Consider the following 21,652-nt stretch of genomic DNA (forward strand, 5'->3'; position numbering starts at 1 on the left):
AGGATCTATGAACAACAATGAACGTCTAGTGGATGATAACTCAACTGTATCAATCCCAGGCAATGAAACGACTAGCCCCGTTGAACGTAAAAAGGTTAAAAAAGAGAAAAAGAGTGGTATTACTATTCGTGAGCTTACCATTATTGGTTTGTTGGCGGGGATCACAATCGCATTAGGTGTATCTGGATATGGGATTATTCCATTGGGGCCTCTTAATGTGACAACTCTACATGTACCGACACTTATTGGTGCTATTGTAGAGGGCCCTAAGGTAGGTGCCTTTGTAGGCTTTATCTTTGGTTGCTATAGCTTGTGGCAAAATATTACAGCACCTAATATTTTATCCCCTCTATTTATTAATCCAATTATTTCTGTGCTACCACGTATACTGTTCCCAGTATTAGCATATTTAGTATATTTACTATTATGGAAAGCACCACAAGGTCCACGCATTATCGTATCTGCTTTCATGGGTACCGTATTCCATACAATTATGGTTATGGGACTTATTTTCTTACTTTACGCAGATATGTTTGCTGTTAAAATGAATCTTAGCCCAGATCAAGTATTAGGGTCTATTGTATTCTTATCTGTTACACATGGTATTCCAGAAGCTGTTTTTGCAGCTGTTATCGTTACTCCAGTTGCATTGGCATTACGCAAGGTATTGCGTAAGGATACTCCTAAGAAAGAAAAAACTGATGCTGTTACAAGCGCTGCAACAACAGTAGGAGCGGATGCAAATAAAACTACAGAAGTTAATAAAATCAAATCTGTAGAAGAAAACATAACTAAATAGTATTTTACAGGCTTTTCATAAATATGATAAAATAAATATCATTCGATAAGTATTGAGGAGGATAACCATGGCTAAACGTATTCGTACTATCAACACTGAATCCTTGCAAAAAACTGCTAAAACTGGCGGTTGTGGGGAATGTCAAACATCTTGCCAATCTGCTTGCAAAACAAGCTGCACAGTTGGTAACCAAGTTTGTAAACAAAAATAATAAAGAGGCTCGCTTAGCGGGCCTCTTTTATTTATGTGTATAATACATACTTTGTATGGTATATCTTTATGACTCTTTTCATAACGTTTAGCGTGGAAATGTGGTACAATTATCTAGAAAGTTCTATATAGTAGAACTTTTACCATACATAATAATTGGAGGTACCATGTTAGAATTAAAACCAATGATCCATAAGTTTCGGATGAAGGATAACTATTACTGCTTAGATGTTAATAGTGGTATTATTCACGTTATCGACGAACTCATTGATAGAGTTCTTGACATATATGATGGCACTAATCGCGATGCAGTACATGCTGCATTAGATGCTAAAGAAGATGCCGTAGAACTTGATGAGATTATGGATGAGTTAGATGAGCTCATTAAGGCAGAGCAATTGTTTGCTCCGATGAGTACAGAGTTTAAACTTGTAGTAGGTGAAAAACCTATTGTTAAGGCATTATGCTTAAATATTGCTCATGATTGTAATTTAGCATGTAAATACTGTTTTGCCAGCCAAGGTGATTACGGCGGTGTAAAACGTGAATTAATGAGTTTTGATGTGGCGAAGCGTGCAGTGGACTTCCTCATTAAAATGAGCGGACCTCGTCAACATTGTGAAATAGACTTCTTTGGTGGAGAACCTTTATTGAACTGGGATGTTGTTAAACAAACAGTTGAATATATTGAATCCATTCAAGAAAAGCACAATAAGATTTTCAAGCTTACATTGACTACAAATGGCATGTTGTTAACACAAGATAAAATTGATTATGTAAACGAACATAAGATGAGTCTTGTATTGTCTTTGGATGGTCGTGAATCCGTACATAATGCAATGCGCCCTGTAGCGGGTAGTGGTGCTGAGTCTTATAAATATATTGCTAAAAATCTTATCAATGCCGTAAAACAACGTCATGGTCTTGAATACTACGTACGCGGTACGTATACACATAAGAATTTAGATTTTACAAAAGATGTTATGGCTATGTCTGATCTTGGCTTTGAACATTTATCCATGGAGCCTGTAGTAGGTGAAGAAGGGGACTATGTACTTCGTGAAGAGGATTGGCCAGTATTAGAAAAAGAATATGAAAAATTAGCAGATATTTATCTACAACGTCAATTGGAAGGTTGGGGTGAGAAGTTTAACTTCTTCCACTTCCGTATGGATTTGTATCGTGGTCCATGTATGGCTAAACGCCTTCGCGGTTGTGGGGCAGGTCATGAATATATGGCTGTTGTACCTAATGGCGATATTTATCCATGTCACCAATTCGTAGGTAAAGATGGATACGTGCTTGGCAATGTATATGATGGTCTGAAAAATACAGAAATTCCTAAAGATTTCCGAAATACACATGTGTTCTCTAAACCAACTTGTGCGGAATGTTGGGCGAAATTCTTCTGTTCTGGCGGCTGTCATGCTAATAATATTACATTAGGTGGCGATTTAGAAACACCTTATGAATTTGGTTGCCGTTTACAAAAGAAACGTATTGAATGCGCTATTATGATTCAAGCTGAGTTAGAACAAGCTGGCATTGATGGCAGTATTCCTGTAGCATTAGGTTAATAGCCTTAATTCTCCGTCTATAGTAGGAGCTTATATGAAACAAAATAGTAATCAAACTATAGAACGCTGGGGAATTCGTTATACCGGTATAGTTCAAGGGGTCGGATTCCGGCCCCTTGTTTCTATGTGGGCACATTCTCTGGGGTTAACTGGTTTTGTTTATAATGATAGCCAAGGTGTTTACGTTGAGGTACAAGGTTGTGTCGGTGATTTACAGCTATTTTTAGATGCTATTCAAGATGACCGACCTAGACTGTGCCGTATTACAAGTCAAACAGTAGAACATCTTACTATAAAAAATAATGAAGTTGAGTTTTCTGTGGAGCCATCTCCATTAGGGGAAGCAGTTAGCACCTTTATTAGTGCCGATACAGCGCCATGTGCTGATTGTCTTAAAGAACTACAACAGGACAAGCGTAGAAAAGAATATCCTTTTATTAATTGTACAAATTGCGGCCCACGATATACGATTATTAAATCACTTCCCTATGATCGGGAACGAACGACGATGGACGAGTTTCCTATGTGTGAAGCTTGTAAGGCTGAATACGAAGATATAGAGGGGCGCCGTTATCGTGCTGAACCAAATGCTTGTGTTCAATGTGGTCCTCATTATACTTTATATAAACCTAATCGTACGGTTGTAGATACTGTAAATGTATGGAATACTACCCGTGAATTAATCAATGAAGGTAGTATTATTGCTATAAAAGGAATAGGTGGATACCACCTAGTTTGTGATGCTCGAAATGATGCGGCGGTTCAACGCTTGCGTAAGCGTAAGAATCGACCACATAAACCCTTAGCAATTATGGTAGGGTCCCTAGATACGGCAATTGAGCTTGTCCATCTTAGTGATGAAGAATTAGATGTTTTGACGGGAATGGAACGGCCTATCGTATTATTAAAAAGAAATACTGATAGTTTAGTGCGTTTGAGTCCCCATGTAGCTCCGGATAATCATATGCTTGGCGTAATGTTACCATATACACCGATGCATGAGGTACTATTACCATCAGATGCAGCATGGGTTATGACAAGCGGTAATCGAAGTGGTGATCCAGTTTTATATGATGATGATCAAGCCTTTGAAGAGTTAGAATCGGTTGCCGATTATTTCTTGGTACACAATCGTCAAATCTATGCACCTCTCGATGACTCTGTTGTAACTGTCATCCATAATAAACCTCGATTGATTCGTCGTAGTCGTGGTTATGTACCAGAACCTATTCATTGTGAACTTTCAGGGCAAAGTCCGATGCTAGCTATGGGTAGTGATCTTAAAAATGCATTTGCTATGAATAAAGGCTCAGAAGTCCTTGTAGGCCCACATATTGGGGATCTACAAAATGCATCTACTCATGCCACATTGGAGTGGACTATTGACCGATATGAGGAATTGTTTTCTATACAACCAGAGAAAATTATTGTAGATAGTCATCCTCAATTTTTCTCGTCCCACTTAGGAGAGCGCATTGGTAAAAGCGCACAGATTCCTGTTATATCTGTTCAACATCATCACGCTCATATTGCATCAGTCATGGCAGAGCACAATCTTGAAGGTCCAGTGCTGGGGATTGCCATGGATGGTACCGGATATGGACCAGATGGAACGGTATGGGGTGGTGAATTTCTCCTTTGCAAGGGAGATAAATATCAACGATTAGCTCATATCCATGAAGCGCCATTACCGGGAGGAGAGAAAGCTGTTTCCGAGCCATGGCGCCAAGCCTTATGGTATATCCGAAATTACTATGGTGATGATGTTCCACCTATCTACCAAGATTGGATGAAAGAATTGCCTAAAGGTTGGGCCATATTAGATAAAGCATTACAATCTACGATGCCTATGGTTCAAGCAACGAGTTGTGGTCGTTTGTTTGATGCGGTTGGCTCTCTTTTAGGGCTTGGTATGGTCCACACCTATGATGCACAAATTGCTATAGCCTTAGAGGCTCTATGTGGTGATGAAAAAGGAATATTGCTTGATTATAACTATGATGGGCGAATTCTTGATTTTACACCTACCGTTCAATCCATTATGGATGGTGTAGTTAATGGTGAATCTAGGGCTCATCTTGCTGCATCTTTCCATAAAACCGTTGCTATCGCATTATGTGAAACCGCAGCGGATTTAATGGAGCGCTATAATGTTAGTGATGCGGCTATTTCTGGCGGTGTATTTCAAAATCGCAAATTAGTAGAGCTGATATATCGCGCTTGGCATGTAGGCGATTTGTATATGAATGAAGCGGTTCCTTCCAATGATGGCGGATTAGCCTTTGGTCAACTATGGATTGGCAATCAGAAATAGTTATATATTCTTGTAGTTAGTATCACTTAATAATTACTACAATTGTGATACAATGATATTAGAAATATTTATATATGGTGAGTTTTCTTTCTCGAAAGTAAACTCATAGAATTTGTTATTAATATAATATATAAGGAGATAGTATGTGCTTAGCTGTACCAGCACAGTTAGTAGCTGTGAATGATGTTATTGGCACTGTTGAATTAACAGGTGCCACCCGTGACTGCAGCTTACTCCTCGTACCAGAAGCAAAGGTAGGGGACTGGTTGTTAGTCCATGCGGGTTTTGCTGTACAAATTGTTGATGAAGAAGAGGCACAAAAAACATTAGAGGCCTTTAAGGAGCTAGAAGAACTTGAAGAAGCTTACTTTGCAGGAAAAGCAGAACAGTGCTGATGCGTTATTAAAACGTATCAATGCCCTTCATGAGCCTGGGGAAACCGTAAGGCTTATGGAGGTTTGTGGTACACATACTGTATCGATTTTCCGTGAAGGTCTTCGACAATTATTGCCAAGTGGCATTGAACTTGTAAGTGGACCAGGATGTCCTGTATGTGTAACAGATCAAACGTATATGGATAAGGCGTTAGCCTATGCTGAACGGGATGATGTTATTATTGCTACCTTTGGGGATATGTTAAAGGTTCCTGGTAGCTATAGCAGTCTTAGTGAGGCTCAAACAAAGGGCGCCCATATTCATGTCATTTATACCCCTTTAGAGGTGGTAGAACTTAGTAAAAAATACCCAGATAAGAAAATAGTATTTCTGGCTATAGGTTTTGAAACGACTATTGCCGTTATTTGTGCAACTGTAAAAGCAGTTCATGCAGCAGGGCTGAAGAATGTTTTCTTCCTTGTATCTCATAAATTAGTGCCTCCTGCATTACGAGCTTTATTAGATAAACAAGAAGGTCATATTGACGGATTTATTTTGCCAGGTCATGTAAGCGTTATTATTGGTGAAGAGCCATACCGATTCTTACCTGAAGAATATCACATACCGTCTTGTATTGCTGGCTTTGATGGACTTGAGATTTTATCTGCTATAGCAAATATTTTAGAGCAACGTAAAACCGGTAATTTTGTGGTGGGTAATACCTATCATTCTGTAGTTATGCAGAAGGGGAATCCGGTAGCGCAAGCGATGATCAAAGAAGTATATGATGTATGTGATGATGCGTGGCGTGGTATCGGTGTTATTCCAAACTCTGGCTTAAGATTAAAGGATGCATATGCAGCCTATGATGTGGAACGTGCATTACCTATCCAGCTTGAAAAGCCTTCTCTTGATCCAAAAGGGTGCCAATGTGGTCGTGTATTGCAAGGGCTTATTAAGCCAAGTGAATGTCCATTATTTGGTAAAAGCTGTACTGCTGACCACCCTGTTGGTGCTTGCATGGTATCTGTAGAAGGTAGTTGTGCAGCGTGGTATAAATACGGTTATTCCAGTGGTGGATCGACGTGGGAGGATTAATATGGAACGAGTTCGCTTAGTCCATGGGAATGGCGGTCGATTTAGTCATGAATTGACCGAGCGTTTTATTTTGAAATACTTTACAAATGATTTATTGGCTCCTTTACATGATGGTGCTCAATTTCCCGTTACAGCAGGACGTATGGCGTTTTCTACAGATTCCTATGTAGTACAACCAACGTTTTTCCCTGGCGGTAATATTGGTAAATTAGCTGTCTGTGGTACTGTGAATGATTTAGCCATGAATGGTGCTATTCCACAATATTTGAGTTGTGGACTTATCTTAGAAGAAGGATTGGCTTTTGATGAGCTAGATGAAATTCTTCATACTATGTCGGATATGGCTAAAGCTGCAAATGTACAAATTGTTACAGGAGACACTAAGGTTGTTAAAAAGGGCGAGGTAGATAAAATCTACATAAATACAGCGGGGATTGGCATAATTCCGGAGGGGATTGATATTGGTCCGCATCGTGTGAAAGCGGGAATGGATATTATTTTATCTGGTGCTATTGGCGATCATTCTATTGCTGTTATGGGACAACGATTTGGATTGGATCTATCTGATGCGTTAAAAACTGACTGTGCTCCTTTAAATAACATGGTTCATGCTGTACTTGATAAAGTGGGACCTCAAGTGGCTCTATTGCGAGATCCTACACGGGGTGGCTTAGGGACTGTTTTAAAAGAAATTGCAGATCAAAGCCAAGTGGGTATTAAGGTAGAAGAATCGGCTATACCAATTCACGCCGAAGTACAATCTGTTTGTGATATTTTGGGATATGATCCGTTATATTTAGCAAATGAAGGAAAGGTTGTACTCGTAGTAGATCCATCCGTTACAGATGAAGTTCTATCTATTCTTCACAGCTTTGAAGAAGGTAAAGAATCGGTGCTAATTGGCAAAACATTAGATAAGAATATTGGTAAGGTTGGTTTGCAAACTGCTATTGGTGGTGTTCGCTTAATCGATTTGTTAGGTGAAGATCAAGTTCCTCGTATCTGCTAATTATATAATTGAGTTTCTCTAAGTCGTAAAGATATGTAAAGATAAGAACTATTTTAGGCCTATAGAGTATGAGTTAGACTTGATATTGACACTAATTCTTTATGATGGTAGCATTAAATTAAGTTGTGTAAAATTCATTGATTGTTCATCGGACTTTTATACAATGCTAGTATCTTTATGTGTAAGTTCTTATACTTTCACTAGAATCTATGTATAGAATTTGTTAAAATATAAGTATCTATAGGAGGCTTATTATGAAAAAGAAGATTATTACAGCTGTTCTAGGGATTTGTTTAACTACAACTGCATTTGGCGGTATCTTGACTACTCAAGCTGGCGGCCTTAGCAGTATTCTTGGCGGTGCAGCTAAAATTGGTGGTATCGGTATTGTTATCAACAAATTCGGTCCACAAATTGACTCTTTCTTGAATAAATTATTGAAACAAAATAACTTAAGCACAGAATATACAACTAAAGTTGTACCTATCATCAGTATTGGTACAAAAGGTTATATCGGTGCTGCTCAAGTTACTGGTCCTGCATCTAGCATTGAACAAGTTAAAGCCGTTGCCCAAGTAGAAGGTAGCTTTAACGGTATGGTTCGTGTTAAAGGTTTAGTACCTGTTGATAGCACAAACCCAGTTGGTGCATCTCGTGTTCAAGGCGTAGGTGTATCTGCGATTATCGATTTGAAAATTTAATGGCCACTGAGCATATAAAATAGTAGACTCAGGGAATAAGCACGGTCTTAGGCCCGTGCTTATTCTGTTGTATAACAGTTATACATTAGATACGTTGTGGAGGAATTTATGAAGAAGCAAGTACTTACACTTTTAATGGCATCCTTGATTTCAGGCACTGCATTTGCTGCTCCTGGCACAGTTACAGAGAAAACAAATGTTTTGGAAACTACTGTATATGGTGCAGTACAAGATGGTGCTGTAGTGGACCGCATTAATCAACTTGATGAAACCGTGTATGGTACTGGTTTCAATGGCAATTCTGCTACATTGAGCAAACGTGTTGATTCCCTCTATAACTCCGTAGAAGGTAGTGGCACAAACATTTCTTTGCGCGAAGAAATGGATGCGCTTGAATATACATATCAAAATAGCATTAACGCAGGTTCTCTTGTAGATCGCGTAGAAAAGATGGAACGTAGCGTTAATGGTCGTATTGGTAGCGGCTCTTTACAAAAACGTATCATTTCTTTGAAAACAAAAGTATATGGTAGCAATGTAACGCTTACTAACCAAGTTGGTACATTAGCTGGTAACCAAGTCTTCAAAGTTACCTTGAATGACGCTGTTTCTTCTAAAACTAGCCATGAAGGCGACACTGTTGCTTTCACAGTAGCTGAAAATGTAATGGATGGCAATGTGTTATTGGTACCTGCAGGTACAGTAGGATCTGGTACAATTACATCCTTGAAAAAGGCTCGTTCCTTTGGTCGTAATGGTGTATTAGACATCACATTTGACACAATCCCTGCTATTGATGGTACTGAATTTACTGCAGTACAAGGTAAAGAAGCTAAGGATAAAACTCGCAGTGAAGTTAAAGCAGCTGGTGCATCCGTAGCTGGTGCTGTTTTACTTGGACCAGTAGGCTTAGTAGGTGGTGCCTTTGTTAAGGGTAAAAATATTGAATACCCTGCTGGTGCAACTATTTATGTACAACCTCAAGATTCTGTTACAATTCAAGGTCTTGTAATTGGTGGTGATGGTTTGGCTCACAGTGATGATGAATTGGCTGAAGCAGTAACTGTACCTAATACGGCCGATGAATCTGAAGAGACTGTAGACACTAATGAAGCGGCTGTTGATGAAAATGAAACAACAACAGAGGAACCAGCAGCAGTAGAAGAACAAGAAGAACCGGTAGAAAATGTTTCTCAACCTATCGTAGTTGTAAAGCGTAATCAATAATTAACAAATTCTTAAAGCAAGAGGAGTTCTAGTAACCATGAGGAAACGTAAAGTACAATGGCTGGCAGCGGCTTGTGTTTTTTGTTTAGCACAACCAGTATGGGCCGCTACGGAGTCAACCACGGTATATCAAGATCAATTGGATAGCGTTGATCAATCCTATCTTGGAGAAATCTCTAAAGCATCTACACCTGAAAATAGTAATATCCGTGTTGTACGTCGTGGTGAAAAGGTAAAGTCTGATCAACCTACAGAACAATTGCCGACTCGTATTGATGCAGATAAAATGTCCTATACTGGGTCCACTGGTGATGTATATGCACAAGGTGATGTAGTAGTGACTCAAGGTAATCAAACCTTGATGGCACCACGTATAGAAGGTAATACAAAAACTACAGAATACCGTACTGTTGGTGGGTATCGCTTTTTGGAAAATGGCGGTAAAACAAAGGATATTACAGGTCAAAATATGACATATCGGACTAGTGACCGTCATTTTACAGCTGACCAAGCGTTTGGTTGGAATGATCCTTACTATGTGAAGGGGCAAAATGCTACATTTGATGGTGAAACTGGTCATATGGATAAAGGCATGGTTACCACAAAACATGCGATGGCCTTTAAACATACACCAGATTATCGTGTAGAAGGTCAAGATATCAAGGTGTATCCTGGCGATAAAGTCATTATTAAAAAACCGTCTTTCTACATTAAAAACTTTAAGGTTTTATCTTTACCTTCTTATACAGCATCCTTGCGCCATGATAAAGAAGGAAAATTCAGTATATTCTCATTAGTTCCAAAGCCTACATATAGTAGTGATGATGGACTTGGCTTGCATGGTAGTACTGATTATCCAATTGGTAAGCATGGTGAAGCTTATATCGATTATCGCTGGTATTCAAAATCAGGCTTTAAACCAAAAGTTGGTTATAGACACTACTTGCCTTGGGCTACTGCGTCAATTGGGTACAGTAAAGAATCTAATGAATATAATGATGAAACGGTATGGGTTGAAAAGATTGGTGAGGCACGTTTAGATACTCATACGTATCATGTGGGTAAATCACCAGTAACTGTACGCGGTGGCGTTAATGCCGGTTATTGGAAAGAAGGTTCTGTAAAAGGTTCCCATAAGGAATACTATACAGAAATATCTCATGATCCAATTAAGCTTGGTAAAAATGCTGATTTACGCTTCTTGGGCGGTTACCAACGCGACTACTATGGTTACGATGGCACGATTCGTAGCATGCCTTACTGGGGCGCTAGATTCCGCTCTAAAGTGGGAAATCGTGCTAATGTATGGGTTAGCTATAATCAACGTAATATTTCTTATAATAACTCTCCATATCGATTTGATACTACAGAGCTTCCTAAAGAGCTCATCTATGGCGGTAACTATAAATTGACTCGCTTAGATGATGTGTCTGTAAGTGTTAAAACAAATATGATGAGTGGTCAGATAGACTCTGTATATTATACATGGCATCGTGATTTACATTCCTTTGACTTGTACTTAACTTATAAGGATGCACATAGAAGCAATAATGATCAATGGAAAATCAAATTTGTTGGCAAAGACTTTTAATTAGGAGATAACTATGCAACGTATTAGAAAAGCCGTTATTCCAGCAGCTGGCTTTGGTACACGCTTCTTACCAGCTACTAAAGCACAACCAAAGGAAATGCTTCCTATCGTGGATACACCTGCTATCCAATATATTGTAAAAGAAGCATTAGATTCTGGTATTGAAGAGATCCTAATCATTACAGGCCGTAATAAACGCGCTATTGAAGATCATTTTGATAGCAGTGTGGAACTAGAATTGCTTTTACAAAGCCAAGGTAAAAATAAACAATTGGCTATGATTAAAGACTTAGCAGATATTAAAGTTCACTTTATTCGTCAAAAAGCTCCTCGTGGTCTTGGCGATGCTGTACTATGTGCAAAAGCCTTTATTGGTGATGAACCATTTGCTGTGTTGCTTGGTGATGATATTGTATATAATCCTGAAAATCCATGCCTTAAACAGTTAATTGAGTGTTACGATGAACATCCTGGTATTATCTTAGGGGCTCAATTTGTACCTGAGGATAAAGTTAGCTCTTATGGCATTGTATCCGGTGAAGCATTAGCGGATAATTTATATCGCGTTCATAATTTGGTGGAAAAACCAAAAAAAGAAGATGCACCATCTAGACTTGCAGTATTAGGTCGTTATATTTTAACGCCAGATATTTTCAATATTTTGGAAAATACAAAGCCAGGCGTAGGTAATGAAGTTCAATTGACTGATGCTCTAGCTGCATCCAAAACTGATACGTATGCTTTAGCGTATGAAGGTATTCGTTATGATACAGGCGATAAATTAGGTTATTTGAAAGCTACTGTTGAGTATGCCCTTCGTAATGAAGAGTTAGGTGAAAATTTCAAAGCTTATTTGAAAGAACTAGATCTTAAATAGTAAATCTATATATTAAAAGAGCCTGTGGATGTTACCATAGGTTCTTTTAATTGGTAGCGATATTTTTGTATTATTGTTAACAAAACTAAGGTGATTTTGTTGACTAATAAAATAATGTTGATTATAATCAATTTATTGAATAAATAAAGGACTGTGATTATATGAGATCGCTCTTTACAACATTGTGTAATAATGATTTTGGATTACCAGGGCATAGTGTTATTAAGCATATGCATTATGATGCTTCGGGTAGTGATCAATCTATCTGTGGTATTTTATATCAAGTTGCTAAAACTACTACGGTTGGTATTCTAGATAAATCAGGCTTTTTAATAGTTGATTTACGACCGGTACCGAAACATTTTCGTATCCGTTCTACAATTCATCAAGAGAAAAACGACCGTACTATATCTTTTTCTAAGGACGATATCATACGATTTGTAAATGATATTAACGATACTAATGAGATTCATCGAGAAGCACCCTATGTGGTACCGGGTTGTATGATTCTAGAAAATTTATGGAATTATTGGAATATTAGTAAATCTGCGCAGCAGATGGCTATTTATTTTCATGCACCCGTTATTGCAGATGATCAGGTAACTTTGGTGGAAAATTCTGAAGATGCTCAAGTAGAAGGGTATATAGGTGATACATTAGCTTTTTCGGCTACTTTTTTTGGTGAAAATGAAGATTTAACATCTTTAAAACAAAGATGTATTAGTTAGAGGTAATTATGGAAGCAAGACGTTTAACAAAAATGGCTTTATTAACAGCCTTATTATGTATTTCAGCATATATTTCTTTCCCATTGCCATTTAGTCCGGCCATGGTAACTGCATTGACTTTGGTGGCTACATTAACAGGTCTATTATTGCAACCAAAGGATGCATTTATTGTATTTATCATTTACGTTTTACTTGGTGCTGTAGGTTTACCAGTATTCGTTGGTGGCACAGCAGGTCTTGGCAAATTATTAGGACCAACAGGGGGCTTTATCTTCTCTTGGCCAATAGCTTATACATTATTAAGCGTATTCAAAGGTTCTAAGAAGAGCTTTTTCTCTTATGCATGGCGTTCTCTTGTAATTACTATTCCTGTAGTATATCTATTTGGCGTTGCAGGCTTTATGATTGTAACAAAAACTGAACTTTGGGCGGCATTGCCTGTAGTAATGTTCCCATTCATTCCTGGGGATATTGTAAAATGTCTCGTTGCTTCTTGGTTAGCAACTAAAATTAAAATTTAGAATGTAATAATGAAAAGAGGCATTCCTTGGGATGCCTCTTTTCTGCATTTTCTTATAGGAGCTAATATGTCAGTATATATTCATGGTGGGCTTAGAATCCCTATAGGCGTATTACATGGACAATATAGAAATATGAGACCTGAAATGTTAGGAGCTCAACTCATTAATGAATTAATCAATCGTTATGATATTTCACAAGTGGATGGGATCTTTTGTGGTAATGCAGTTGGTACAGGTGGGAATATTGGTCGCCTTATGGGGCTCATGACTAATTTACCGAATTCTGTTCCTGGGATTACCGTAGATATGCAATGTGCATCAGCCTTGATGAGTATTGAGATGGCCTATACACATATTGCATCAGGTGTTATGGATTCGGCTATTGCTGGTGGTATTGAAAGTTCTTCATTACAGCCCGATAGGATGTATGCAGCTGGTGATAATCGTGAAGGCCTATATAAGGTTGCTCAGTTTAGCCCTAACGATTGTTCTCCTCTAGCTATGTTAGAAGGGGCAGAGAGGACGATTCAAAAGCATAATGTACTCAAGGAAGATTTATATCCATACATTATTGGCAGTCACCAACGGGCCATTGAGGCCTTAGATAATCCATATTTGCAATCTTATATTATGCCTATTACCATCGATGGAAAAGCATGTGTAGATGAATGTATTCGCCCTAAGATGAATGAGAAACTATTATCACGTATGAAGCCTTTATTAGGACCTAATTCCATTACAAATGCAGGCAATGCTTGTTTAACTCATGATGGCGCGGCTTTTGTATACGTATCTAATGAAAAAGGGCCCTTTAGAATTCATAGTATTATGCCTTGGGCGGGAAATCCTCAGTTTAGTCCAGAAGGAGCTTTAGAAAGCACAGAAGCGATTTTAAAACGCACTGGTCTAACGATGGATGATATTGATGTAGTAGAGTGGAACGAAGCCTTTGCTATCATTGATGTGCTCTTCAATAAGGCCTATCCCAAGTATTTAGAAAAATATAATAAATTGGGTGGTGCCTTAGCGTATGGACATCCTTATGGCTGTTCTGGTGCTATATTAGCTCTTCATTGTATGGCTGCTTTAGAATCTTGTAATGGTCGCTATGGTTTGTGTGCTATTGCCGGTGCAGGCGGTACAGGAACTGCTTTGATTATGGAACGTATGTAAAATGACAATTATTGAACGGTTACGACAATATAAAGAATTAGAGCCTCATAAGATTGCTCTCATTATAGATGATACAAAGTATACATATAGTGAACTATATGATGCTATTCTATCAATCGATATTGATGATACTAGTCATATAGTAAATCTCACTGAAGTTAAAGAATCAGCAAAAAATAAAGTTCTTTTAATTCAGAGTCAATCCTTTTTAGAACAACTTGTACAATGGTTAGGTGCATTGTATAGATGTTACATTCCTATGGTATGCCATAATGAAATGGATACTGAGTATATAGACGAATTAGCTCATATTATAGCTGATGAAGGCGTGTTACCATTAACTGATTTTGGTGTACTTACATCAGGTACTACGGGGCGTCCTAAACCGTTGTGGAGAAAAGAGGAATCGTGGCGAGAGTTTTTGGATATTCAAAATAATATCTTTCATATAAATGAAGATACAAAAATCTTTTTGCAAGGCAGCTTTAGTTTTACTGGTGTTAGTAATATGGTTGTTGCTGTCTTATGGGCAGGGGGGACTATTGTTACTACCAGTTCCTTGCGTCCTACTCGATGGATTGAGCTGCTTGAAAGATATGAAGTAGATCATATCTATGCTCTTCCTACAAAACTTAGATTGCTCGTAAGGCATTGTAAATGTAAATTATCTGCGATTAACTATATTATTGCTGGCTCACAAGTGCTTGATTGTCATTTGATGGAGCAGTTGCAACAGCTATGTCCTAATATGGAGTTTATTCTGTATTATGGTGCTTCTGAGCTTAACTATATAACCTATTGTACAGGTAAAGAGTGGCTAGACCGACAAGGCACTGTGGGCAGGCCATTCCCAACGGTCCGAATTAAAGCAGATGATGGGGTTATATATGTAACTACAAAATATCATATTGAAGGTATTTCCGATACATATACCGTTAATGATTGTGGTTATATAGATACAGAGGGGTATCTTATGTTTACTGGGCGACAAGGCGATGTGGTAAACAAGGGGGGCTATAAAATATCTATTCCCTCCATGGAAACTTATTTGCAATCTATAGATGGTGTCTCAGAAGTAGCTATTATCGATATCATAGATGATGTAAAAGGGGAAGATTTTGTAGCGTATATGGTGTTGGAGGATAATGTTCTAGTAGCCGATGTTATGGAAACAATTCGGCATCATAGACCTTCCATAGAATGGCCAAAATCTATCTACTCTATTCCTATGTTACCTCTTACAGAATGCTCAAAAGTTGATAAAAGAAAGCTAAAAGAGTGGTATAATAAAGGGTAATCGTTTTTACTGTTATAAGGAGGCATCATGCAGATTAATAAGGCGGCGCTAGAGATTTTCGATTTTACGTCTTCTTTAGCTGTATACTCTGAACATGAATTAAAGGTTGGCGATCAAGCTATTCATGATTATATTGCAAATCATGTAGTTAAGGCGTTCAAAGACCCCGGTGCTAGAACAGGTACCTTGCATGATGCAAGTCCATTTGGTAAACAATTAGTCGATTATAAAAATGGAGACCTCAAGTTTATAGAGTTATCTAAGAATTTAGGTGAAAGCTTGTTTACCTATATGAAACAAGCGACGGACTCCGTTGTTATCGATACGATTATTTGTGAAGCTGTTACGGATGCATCTTATATCTGCATTCTTCTGTGCCAAGCTCATGATGCTTTTACTCATCAACTATTTAGTGAAGATGATGGCAGTTTAGCTACAGAACTTGTTTCTCATAAGGCTGTGTTGCCTATGCCTTCACAAAAGTTACGCGCCTTTGCATCGATTAATTTGCATGATTTTAGCGTTCGAATTTTTGAACCAAAAGGTGAATTTGATGGTGAAGTATCCTATATCTTAGCAGATAAGGTATTGCAATTAGGCACTAACCAATCTTCTAGAGATACGGTGAAAAAGGTGAAAGCTATCGTAGATAAGGTGGCTCAAGCCCATGAGTCAGATGGTGTCGTTGAATTGACGATTGCAAAGTCTATGATTGCGAAAAATGCAGAAGTATCTGATACAGTAGATCCTGTTCGCATTGTGGAAGAGGTATTTAAAGCCAATCCTGTTCAACAAGAGGCGGCTAAGAAAGAATTAGCTGATGCGGATATGATGAGGCCTCTACCTGTTAATCGAGAGTTTGCTACGAAGGTTGGCGAACATCATAAGATTAAAACCGATACGGGCATTGAAATTTCTTTTCCTGTAGAGTATATGAAAAATCGCGAGTTCATTGAAATCAAAACTAATGATGATGGAACCTTGCGTATTGAACTAAAAAATATTAATAAAATCGTAAATAAATAGTAATGAAAAATATATTTATCGATAGAAATATATTATGGTATGATTAAATTTATTTGTTATGCTAGTATATGGAGGTTATAGTGGGTAAAGAGAAACATAAAAAAACAAATGCATTACGTATTTTAGATACTCATAAGATACCTTATAGTATTAGCGAATATGAGTGGTCTGAAGAGCGTGCTGCAGGCCTTCATGTAGTAGAAGCTTTAGGACTCGATGAAAAACAAGTCTTTAAAACACTAGTTGGTAAGGGCGATAAAACAGGGTTTGTAGTATTCTGTATTCCAGTGGCTGAAGAGCTAGATATGAAACAAGCGGCTCGTGTCAGTCATAATAAGTCTGTAGAACTGGTTCATGTTAAGGACTTACTAGGTATTACCGGATACTTACGGGGCGGATGTTCTCCAGTGGGGATGAAAAAATCGTTTCCTACCTATTTTGATGCCACAATGGAACCTCAAGAGTTTGTATATGTAAGCGCTGGTCTACGAGGCATGCAGATGAAGGTAAATCCAAAGGATTTGGCCTCTGTTGTAAATGCTGAATTTGTAGTACTTACAATGGATCATTAAGAGGTACGTATGGCAAAGAAGTTTTATGCAGTTCGTCAAGGCCGTGTACCAGGAGTTTATACTACCTGGGCTGACTGTGAGAAACAGGTAAAGGGTTTTGGCGGTGCTATCTACAAATCTTTCTCTACAGAAGCAGAAGCACGTGCCTTTGTAGATGATTCAGGATTATCCTTGAGTGATTTTATGAGTGCTAAACGGAGCGAACCTAAATCGCCACAAGCAGTTAAGTCTAAATCTATGAATTCTAGACCTATAGGATTTAGTTCTAAAGTTCAAAATAAGGTATCTCCAAATGTGGTGAAACCAGATTTTACTAAGGCCGACCATATTATTGCTTATATTGATGGTAGTTATAATAAAGGTACCAATACAGTTGGTGCTGGTGGCGTTATCTTCTTGAATGGGTCTAAGAAGACTTTTTCATTTCCTTCTAATGATGAACGATATACATCATTTTGGAATGTAGCTGGTGAGCTACTAGCTGCTATGTATGTTATGAAATATGCCGTTGATCATGGTATTCCAGAATGTTCCCTATATTATGATTATATGGGGATTGAAATGTGGGCTACTAAACGATGGAAACGCAATAATGCACTGACTCAATATTATGCTGCGTTTTATGACTCTATAAAAGACCGTGTGCGCGTACACTTTCACAAGGTGGCTGCTCATACGGGCGATACATATAATGAAATGGCTGATGTACTAGCCAAACAAGGTGCGGGAATTTAACTTTCTCAGAAAGGAGGGTGTTATGAATATATGTGTTACAGGCGGAGCCGGTTTCATTGGTTCCCATCTAGTTGATCGATTAATTGAATTGGGGCACAATGTGCTCGTTATAGATAATTTATCTACAGGTATGCGTTCTTTTGTACATGATTCTGCTCAATTTATTGAGATGGATGTACGAGATCCAAAATTATTATCTGTATTTGAAGAGTTTAAGCCTTCTATTGTATTTCATGAGGCTGCTCAGACTATGGTTCAATCCTCTATGGAGAATCCAAGTTATGACTGTGATGTTAATTTGTTAGGGCTTATTAATGTACTTGATGCCTGTCGTAAGGTGAAAGTTGAACAATTCTTAATGCCTTCTTCGGCTGCTGTGTATGGGGACTTAGCAGTATTGCCATTGACAGAAGAACTAAGTGGTATGCCATCATCCTTCTATGGTTTGACTAAGCTTACTGCAGAAGGGTATTTACGTATCTATCGTGAAGCTTTCGGGTTAAATACAGTATGCTTTAGATATGCCAATGTATATGGTCCACGTCAAGGTGATGGTGGTGAAGGTGGCGTTATTAGTATTTTCAATCGTTTAATCGTTGAAGGTAAGCCTTTAACCGTATATGGTGATGGCGAACAAACAAGAGACTTCATTTATGTAGAAGATGTGGTAGAAGCTAATATTAAGGCTATGGGCAATACTAGCTGTACAGGTATTTATAACGTGTCTACCAATACGGGAACATCTGTTAATGAGTTGATTACGCGATTTAGATCTATTAGTGGTGCTGATTTTATGGTTCATTATGAAGACGAACGCATAGGGGATATCAAACATTCACGTTTAAGTAATGCAAAGGCAGAACGTGATTTTGGATTTGTAGCTTCCACAACATTAGATGAGGGCTTACAAAAAACATTAGAATATTTTAAAGCTCATCATAAGTAAGGTATATAAGGTTTGGGGACATGAGTGATACACAATTCTGGGTTACTGTAGGGGTATGGAATCTAATTGTATTTAGCATGTATGGATATGATAAGCTATGTGCTATTAAGGGGTATAATCGGATTTCAGAGTTCACACTATTATTTTTAGCATTTGCCTTTGGCGGCCTTGGTGCGCTATTGGGCATGGTTATTTGGCGTCATAAGACTTTAAAGCTCAAGTTTAAACTAGCTATCCCTATTGCATTGTTATGGTCTGTTTATGCAGTGGGGTTTGGTTATGGTTTGTGGGTGAATTGATTGCATAAACTAATATTTTATTCATTGTTTTATGGTATAATGAGTAGAATATTGTACATAAAATGTCAGTGAAGGAGATATTTGATGTTGCGATTACAATCGGGGTTCGAGTTAGATTACGCTAACATATATAATGAAAGTTGCATACAAGAACGAGACGTAAAAAACTTTGAGCGTGCTATACAAAATGTTTGGCGCCACACCAATATTTTACGCTCTACAGGCTTTGAAGAAGGCCATGTTTCCAAGGACGGCTTGCCTGAACCGGTATTGTTTTACCAACTTCCTTATATTTCTGAAGATGGTATTAATACACCTGCAATGCTAAAACGTCTTTATGAATTGAGGGACTATGCTCGCCATAATATTGATACAGTTGTATCTGTAGGTATTGGTGGTTCTTATTTGGGTAGTAAGGTTATTTTTGATGTTCAATGTGGTGCATTTTGGAATAATCTTAGTACGGAAGAACGCAACGGATATCCACGGATGTATTTTGCTGGATTTAACGTAGATGGTGATTATTTATCAGGCCTTATTCGTACCTTAGAGTATCAAGCTCAGAAAAAAGGACCCAACTATAAGGTGATGCTCGTTATCACCTCTAAGTCTGGTTCTACTATCGAACCAATGGCTAATTTCATGATTTTGGAAAAAGCATTACAAGATCTGAATATAAATTATGAAGTAGTAGCTGTTACCGATACGTCTGATGATGAACATCCTACAGTTCTACGTTCTATGGCACTAGAAAATCATTGGAAAACCTATAGTATTCCTTATGGTGTAGGTGGCCGTTTCTCTGTGTTTACAGAGGTTGGTTTTGTAACAGCGGCTCTTGTGGGCTTTGATATTGAGGGGTTCTTAGCTGGTGCAGCTTCAATGGATGCTGCTTGCCAAGAAGAGGATATTTTCAAAAATCCTGCTTTATTAAGTGCATTGCTAAAATATATTGCGTCCGAACGTTATGGTCGTATTATTGAGGTGTTTATGCCTTATGGGGAAGCTCTTCATTCCTTATCTGATTGGTATGTACAGCTATTGTCCGAATCGTTAGGTAAGATGAGTAATACATGCTTACCTTATGGTCGTACACCAGTTGCGGCAGTAGGAACTATGGATATGCATGCTCAAGTACAAGAGCATCAAGAAGGTCGCCTTAATAAGGTCGTTCAATTTATTAAGGTTAAAGAGTGGCAACATAATCTCGTAGTGCCTAATACACATAGTCAATATGAACGATTGCAAGCACTTGGTAATGTAGGCATTTGTGATATTCTCAATATTGCATTAGATGCTAATAGAGAGGCTTTATCTAGTGACAATCGCTTTAATATGACGATAACTGTACCAACATTAAATGCATTCCATTTAGGGGAAATCATGTTTATGCATTGTTGGGCTGTTTACTTTGAATCTATTTTTGCTGGTGTAGACGCTTTCGATCAACCAGGTGTTGAAGTTTATAAACGTCTCATCGGTCCAAAATTGGCTCATGTAAAGGATGGAGAGAATTCATAAGGGGGAACTATGAATATTTTAGTAACAGGTGGGGCTGGTTATATTGGGAGCCACACAGTACGTGCCTTACAACAATCGGGTTATACACCTATTATTGTAGATAATTTATCGCGCGGTCATGTAGAATCAATTCCTGAAGGGGTACAGTTCTACAATATGGATATAGCAGATCTTAAGTTGATAGATATTATGAAAGACCATAATATCATTGGTGTTATGCATTTTGCAGCCCATTCTCAAGTTGGGGAATCCATGGTAAATCCAGCCATTTATTATGAAAATAATGTAGTTGGTTCTTATCACCTCATTGAGTCTGCTCGTACTGCAGGTGTGAAACATTTTGTATTTTCCAGTACGGCTGCTGTTTATGGGGAACCAGAGATAGTGCCAATTCGTGAAGATGCGCCATTGCATCCAACTAATGTATATGGTCGTACTAAACTGATGATTGAAGAAATGCTATCTGATTATAGTGCTATTTATGGTTCTACGTATGTTGCATTGCGTTATTTTAATGCGGCTGGCGCAGATCCGTCTGGTACAATTGGGGAAGATCATCATCCAGAAACTCATTTGATTCCGCTTGTGCTAGATGCAGCTCGTGGTAAAAGAGAGCACATAACTGTTTTTGGTACTGATTATAATACAGCTGATGGTACATGTGTACGCGATTATATTCATGTTAATGATTTGGCTACAGCTCATGTGTTAGCAATGGATTATTTGCGTAACGGTGGTGAATCTCAAGTGTTTAATCTTGGTAGTGGCAATGGCTTCTCCGTTAAGGAAATTATTGAAACTGCTAAAGAGGTAACTGGTATCGATATTCCAGTTCAATATGGTGACCGTCGTGCTGGCGACCCAGGTACATTGATTGCTTCCTCTGAAAAAATTAAAGAATTACTTGGTTGGGATCCTAAATTCAGTAATGTAGCTGATGTTATAAAAGATGCTTGGAAATGGCATACATCTCATCCTGATGGTTTTAAAAGCAAATAAAACAAGAACAAATCCTTTTGATTTGTCAATATAATGAATGACTCTATTAGTCACCTA

Annotated in this window: 22 protein-coding genes; all 22 read left to right on the forward strand. The window is 38.1% G+C overall.

What is annotated here, in order from left to right; translation table 11 throughout:
• Positions 1-7 precede the first annotated feature (7 nt).
• The 22 genes from VRHSUH10_RS00205 to galE all read left to right on the forward strand — a co-directional run bounded on the left by VRHSUH10_RS00205 (position 8) and on the right by galE (position 21,595).
• Positions 8-799: an ECF transporter S component gene (locus tag VRHSUH10_RS00205; RefSeq protein WP_105088985.1), complete on the forward strand. Its 792-nt coding sequence runs from the start codon at positions 8-10 to the stop codon at positions 797-799.
• Positions 800-866: 67 nt separating this feature from the next.
• Entirely contained in the window at positions 867-1,010 is a 144-nt protein-coding gene (gene scfA / locus VRHSUH10_RS00210; protein WP_004693318.1) for a six-cysteine ranthipeptide SCIFF, read from the forward strand.
• A 166-nt stretch (positions 1,011-1,176) separates the two neighbouring features.
• Positions 1,177-2,586 carry a thioether cross-link-forming SCIFF peptide maturase gene (gene scfB / locus VRHSUH10_RS00215; protein ID WP_105088986.1) on the forward strand — a complete coding sequence of 470 codons (1,410 nt, stop codon included), beginning with the start codon at positions 1,177-1,179 and terminating at the stop codon, positions 2,584-2,586.
• Positions 2,587-2,620: 34 nt separating this feature from the next.
• Positions 2,621-4,900 (forward strand): carbamoyltransferase HypF, encoded by a 2,280-nt coding sequence (gene hypF, locus VRHSUH10_RS00220; RefSeq protein ID WP_105088987.1) that lies wholly within the window; start codon positions 2,621-2,623, stop codon positions 4,898-4,900.
• 143 nt (positions 4,901-5,043) lie between these two features.
• On the forward strand, positions 5,044-5,295 hold the full coding sequence (locus VRHSUH10_RS00225) for a HypC/HybG/HupF family hydrogenase formation chaperone (RefSeq protein WP_005387071.1): 252 nt from the start codon (positions 5,044-5,046) through the stop codon (positions 5,293-5,295).
• A complete protein-coding gene (hypD, locus tag VRHSUH10_RS00230) occupies positions 5,255-6,373 on the forward strand; it encodes a hydrogenase formation protein HypD (protein ID WP_039969273.1) in 1,119 nt (372 codons plus the stop codon). Before VRHSUH10_RS00225 ends, hypD begins: the two co-directional genes overlap by 41 nt.
• A 1-nt stretch (position 6,374) precedes the next feature.
• The gene (hypE, locus tag VRHSUH10_RS00235; RefSeq protein ID WP_105088988.1) at positions 6,375-7,382 is read left to right on the forward strand and encodes a hydrogenase expression/formation protein HypE; all 1,008 of its coding nucleotides are present in this window, start codon (positions 6,375-6,377) and stop codon (positions 7,380-7,382) included.
• Between the two features lie 254 nt (positions 7,383-7,636).
• Positions 7,637-8,083: a hypothetical protein gene (locus tag VRHSUH10_RS00240; RefSeq protein WP_005387067.1), complete on the forward strand. Its 447-nt coding sequence runs from the start codon at positions 7,637-7,639 to the stop codon at positions 8,081-8,083.
• Positions 8,084-8,191: 108 nt separating this feature from the next.
• Positions 8,192-9,310, forward strand: a complete 1,119-nt coding sequence (locus VRHSUH10_RS00245) for a hypothetical protein (RefSeq protein ID WP_039969271.1) — start codon at positions 8,192-8,194, stop codon at positions 9,308-9,310.
• A gap of 37 nt (positions 9,311-9,347) precedes the next feature.
• Positions 9,348-10,901: an LptA/OstA family protein gene (locus tag VRHSUH10_RS00250; protein WP_105088989.1), complete on the forward strand. Its 1,554-nt coding sequence runs from the start codon at positions 9,348-9,350 to the stop codon at positions 10,899-10,901.
• Positions 10,902-10,914: 13 nt separating this feature from the next.
• The gene (gene galU / locus VRHSUH10_RS00255; RefSeq protein WP_005387062.1) at positions 10,915-11,778 is read left to right on the forward strand and encodes a UTP--glucose-1-phosphate uridylyltransferase GalU; all 864 of its coding nucleotides are present in this window, start codon (positions 10,915-10,917) and stop codon (positions 11,776-11,778) included.
• 161 nt (positions 11,779-11,939) lie between these two features.
• Entirely contained in the window at positions 11,940-12,506 is a 567-nt protein-coding gene (locus tag VRHSUH10_RS00260; protein ID WP_105088990.1) for a hypothetical protein, read from the forward strand.
• A gap of 8 nt (positions 12,507-12,514) precedes the next feature.
• Complete coding sequence (locus tag VRHSUH10_RS00265; protein ID WP_005387058.1) at positions 12,515-13,027, forward strand: biotin transporter BioY; 513 nt, start codon at positions 12,515-12,517, stop codon at positions 13,025-13,027.
• Between the two features lie 66 nt (positions 13,028-13,093).
• Complete coding sequence (locus VRHSUH10_RS00270; RefSeq protein ID WP_105088991.1) at positions 13,094-14,200, forward strand: thiolase family protein; 1,107 nt, start codon at positions 13,094-13,096, stop codon at positions 14,198-14,200.
• A 1-nt stretch (position 14,201) separates the two neighbouring features.
• A complete protein-coding gene (locus tag VRHSUH10_RS00275; protein ID WP_105088992.1) occupies positions 14,202-15,497 on the forward strand; it encodes an AMP-binding protein in 1,296 nt (431 codons plus the stop codon).
• A 27-nt stretch (positions 15,498-15,524) separates the two neighbouring features.
• A complete protein-coding gene (locus VRHSUH10_RS00280) occupies positions 15,525-16,523 on the forward strand; it encodes a nucleoid-associated protein (RefSeq protein ID WP_105088993.1) in 999 nt (332 codons plus the stop codon).
• A gap of 80 nt (positions 16,524-16,603) precedes the next feature.
• The gene (gene ybaK / locus VRHSUH10_RS00285; protein WP_105088994.1) at positions 16,604-17,095 is read left to right on the forward strand and encodes a Cys-tRNA(Pro) deacylase; all 492 of its coding nucleotides are present in this window, start codon (positions 16,604-16,606) and stop codon (positions 17,093-17,095) included.
• A gap of 9 nt (positions 17,096-17,104) precedes the next feature.
• Positions 17,105-17,830, forward strand: coding sequence for a viroplasmin family protein (locus VRHSUH10_RS00290; protein WP_105088995.1), 726 nt, complete (start codon positions 17,105-17,107; stop codon positions 17,828-17,830).
• Positions 17,831-17,852: 22 nt separating this feature from the next.
• On the forward strand, positions 17,853-18,776 hold the full coding sequence (locus VRHSUH10_RS00295; protein ID WP_105088996.1) for an NAD-dependent epimerase/dehydratase family protein: 924 nt from the start codon (positions 17,853-17,855) through the stop codon (positions 18,774-18,776).
• Positions 18,777-18,796: 20 nt separating this feature from the next.
• The gene (locus tag VRHSUH10_RS00300) at positions 18,797-19,075 is read left to right on the forward strand and encodes a DUF1294 domain-containing protein (protein ID WP_105088997.1); all 279 of its coding nucleotides are present in this window, start codon (positions 18,797-18,799) and stop codon (positions 19,073-19,075) included.
• 84 nt (positions 19,076-19,159) lie between these two features.
• The gene (locus VRHSUH10_RS00305) at positions 19,160-20,596 is read left to right on the forward strand and encodes a glucose-6-phosphate isomerase (RefSeq protein WP_105088998.1); all 1,437 of its coding nucleotides are present in this window, start codon (positions 19,160-19,162) and stop codon (positions 20,594-20,596) included.
• A gap of 9 nt (positions 20,597-20,605) precedes the next feature.
• Positions 20,606-21,595, forward strand: a complete 990-nt coding sequence (gene galE / locus VRHSUH10_RS00310; protein ID WP_105088999.1) for a UDP-glucose 4-epimerase GalE — start codon at positions 20,606-20,608, stop codon at positions 21,593-21,595.
• The last annotated feature ends 57 nt before the right edge of the window (positions 21,596-21,652 follow it).

Origin of the sequence: Veillonella sp. T11011-6, from assembly GCF_002959755.1 — a bacterium.
Lineage (GTDB): Bacteria > Bacillota > Negativicutes > Veillonellales > Veillonellaceae > Veillonella.

Bases quoted from the DNA above. Each gene is read 5' to 3' on its own strand.
- VRHSUH10_RS00205 (WP_105088985.1), top strand. From the start codon at position 8: ATGAACAACAATGAACGTCTAGTGGATGATAACTCAACTGTATCAATC.
- scfA (WP_004693318.1), top strand. From the start codon at position 867: ATGGCTAAACGTATTCGTACTATCAACACTGAATCCTTGCAAAAAACT.
- scfB (WP_105088986.1), top strand. From the start codon at position 1,177: ATGTTAGAATTAAAACCAATGATCCATAAGTTTCGGATGAAGGATAAC.
- hypF (WP_105088987.1), top strand. From the start codon at position 2,621: ATGAAACAAAATAGTAATCAAACTATAGAACGCTGGGGAATTCGTTAT.
- VRHSUH10_RS00225 (WP_005387071.1), top strand. From the start codon at position 5,044: ATGTGCTTAGCTGTACCAGCACAGTTAGTAGCTGTGAATGATGTTATT.
- hypE (WP_105088988.1), top strand. From the start codon at position 6,375: ATGGAACGAGTTCGCTTAGTCCATGGGAATGGCGGTCGATTTAGTCAT.
- VRHSUH10_RS00240 (WP_005387067.1), top strand. From the start codon at position 7,637: ATGAAAAAGAAGATTATTACAGCTGTTCTAGGGATTTGTTTAACTACA.
- VRHSUH10_RS00245 (WP_039969271.1), top strand. From the start codon at position 8,192: ATGAAGAAGCAAGTACTTACACTTTTAATGGCATCCTTGATTTCAGGC.
- VRHSUH10_RS00250 (WP_105088989.1), top strand. From the start codon at position 9,348: ATGAGGAAACGTAAAGTACAATGGCTGGCAGCGGCTTGTGTTTTTTGT.
- galU (WP_005387062.1), top strand. From the start codon at position 10,915: ATGCAACGTATTAGAAAAGCCGTTATTCCAGCAGCTGGCTTTGGTACA.
- VRHSUH10_RS00260 (WP_105088990.1), top strand. From the start codon at position 11,940: ATGAGATCGCTCTTTACAACATTGTGTAATAATGATTTTGGATTACCA.
- VRHSUH10_RS00265 (WP_005387058.1), top strand. From the start codon at position 12,515: ATGGAAGCAAGACGTTTAACAAAAATGGCTTTATTAACAGCCTTATTA.
- VRHSUH10_RS00270 (WP_105088991.1), top strand. From the start codon at position 13,094: ATGTCAGTATATATTCATGGTGGGCTTAGAATCCCTATAGGCGTATTA.
- VRHSUH10_RS00275 (WP_105088992.1), top strand. From the start codon at position 14,202: ATGACAATTATTGAACGGTTACGACAATATAAAGAATTAGAGCCTCAT.
- VRHSUH10_RS00280 (WP_105088993.1), top strand. From the start codon at position 15,525: ATGCAGATTAATAAGGCGGCGCTAGAGATTTTCGATTTTACGTCTTCT.
- VRHSUH10_RS00290 (WP_105088995.1), top strand. From the start codon at position 17,105: ATGGCAAAGAAGTTTTATGCAGTTCGTCAAGGCCGTGTACCAGGAGTT.
- VRHSUH10_RS00295 (WP_105088996.1), top strand. From the start codon at position 17,853: ATGAATATATGTGTTACAGGCGGAGCCGGTTTCATTGGTTCCCATCTA.
- VRHSUH10_RS00300 (WP_105088997.1), top strand. From the start codon at position 18,797: ATGAGTGATACACAATTCTGGGTTACTGTAGGGGTATGGAATCTAATT.
- VRHSUH10_RS00305 (WP_105088998.1), top strand. From the start codon at position 19,160: ATGTTGCGATTACAATCGGGGTTCGAGTTAGATTACGCTAACATATAT.
- galE (WP_105088999.1), top strand. From the start codon at position 20,606: ATGAATATTTTAGTAACAGGTGGGGCTGGTTATATTGGGAGCCACACA.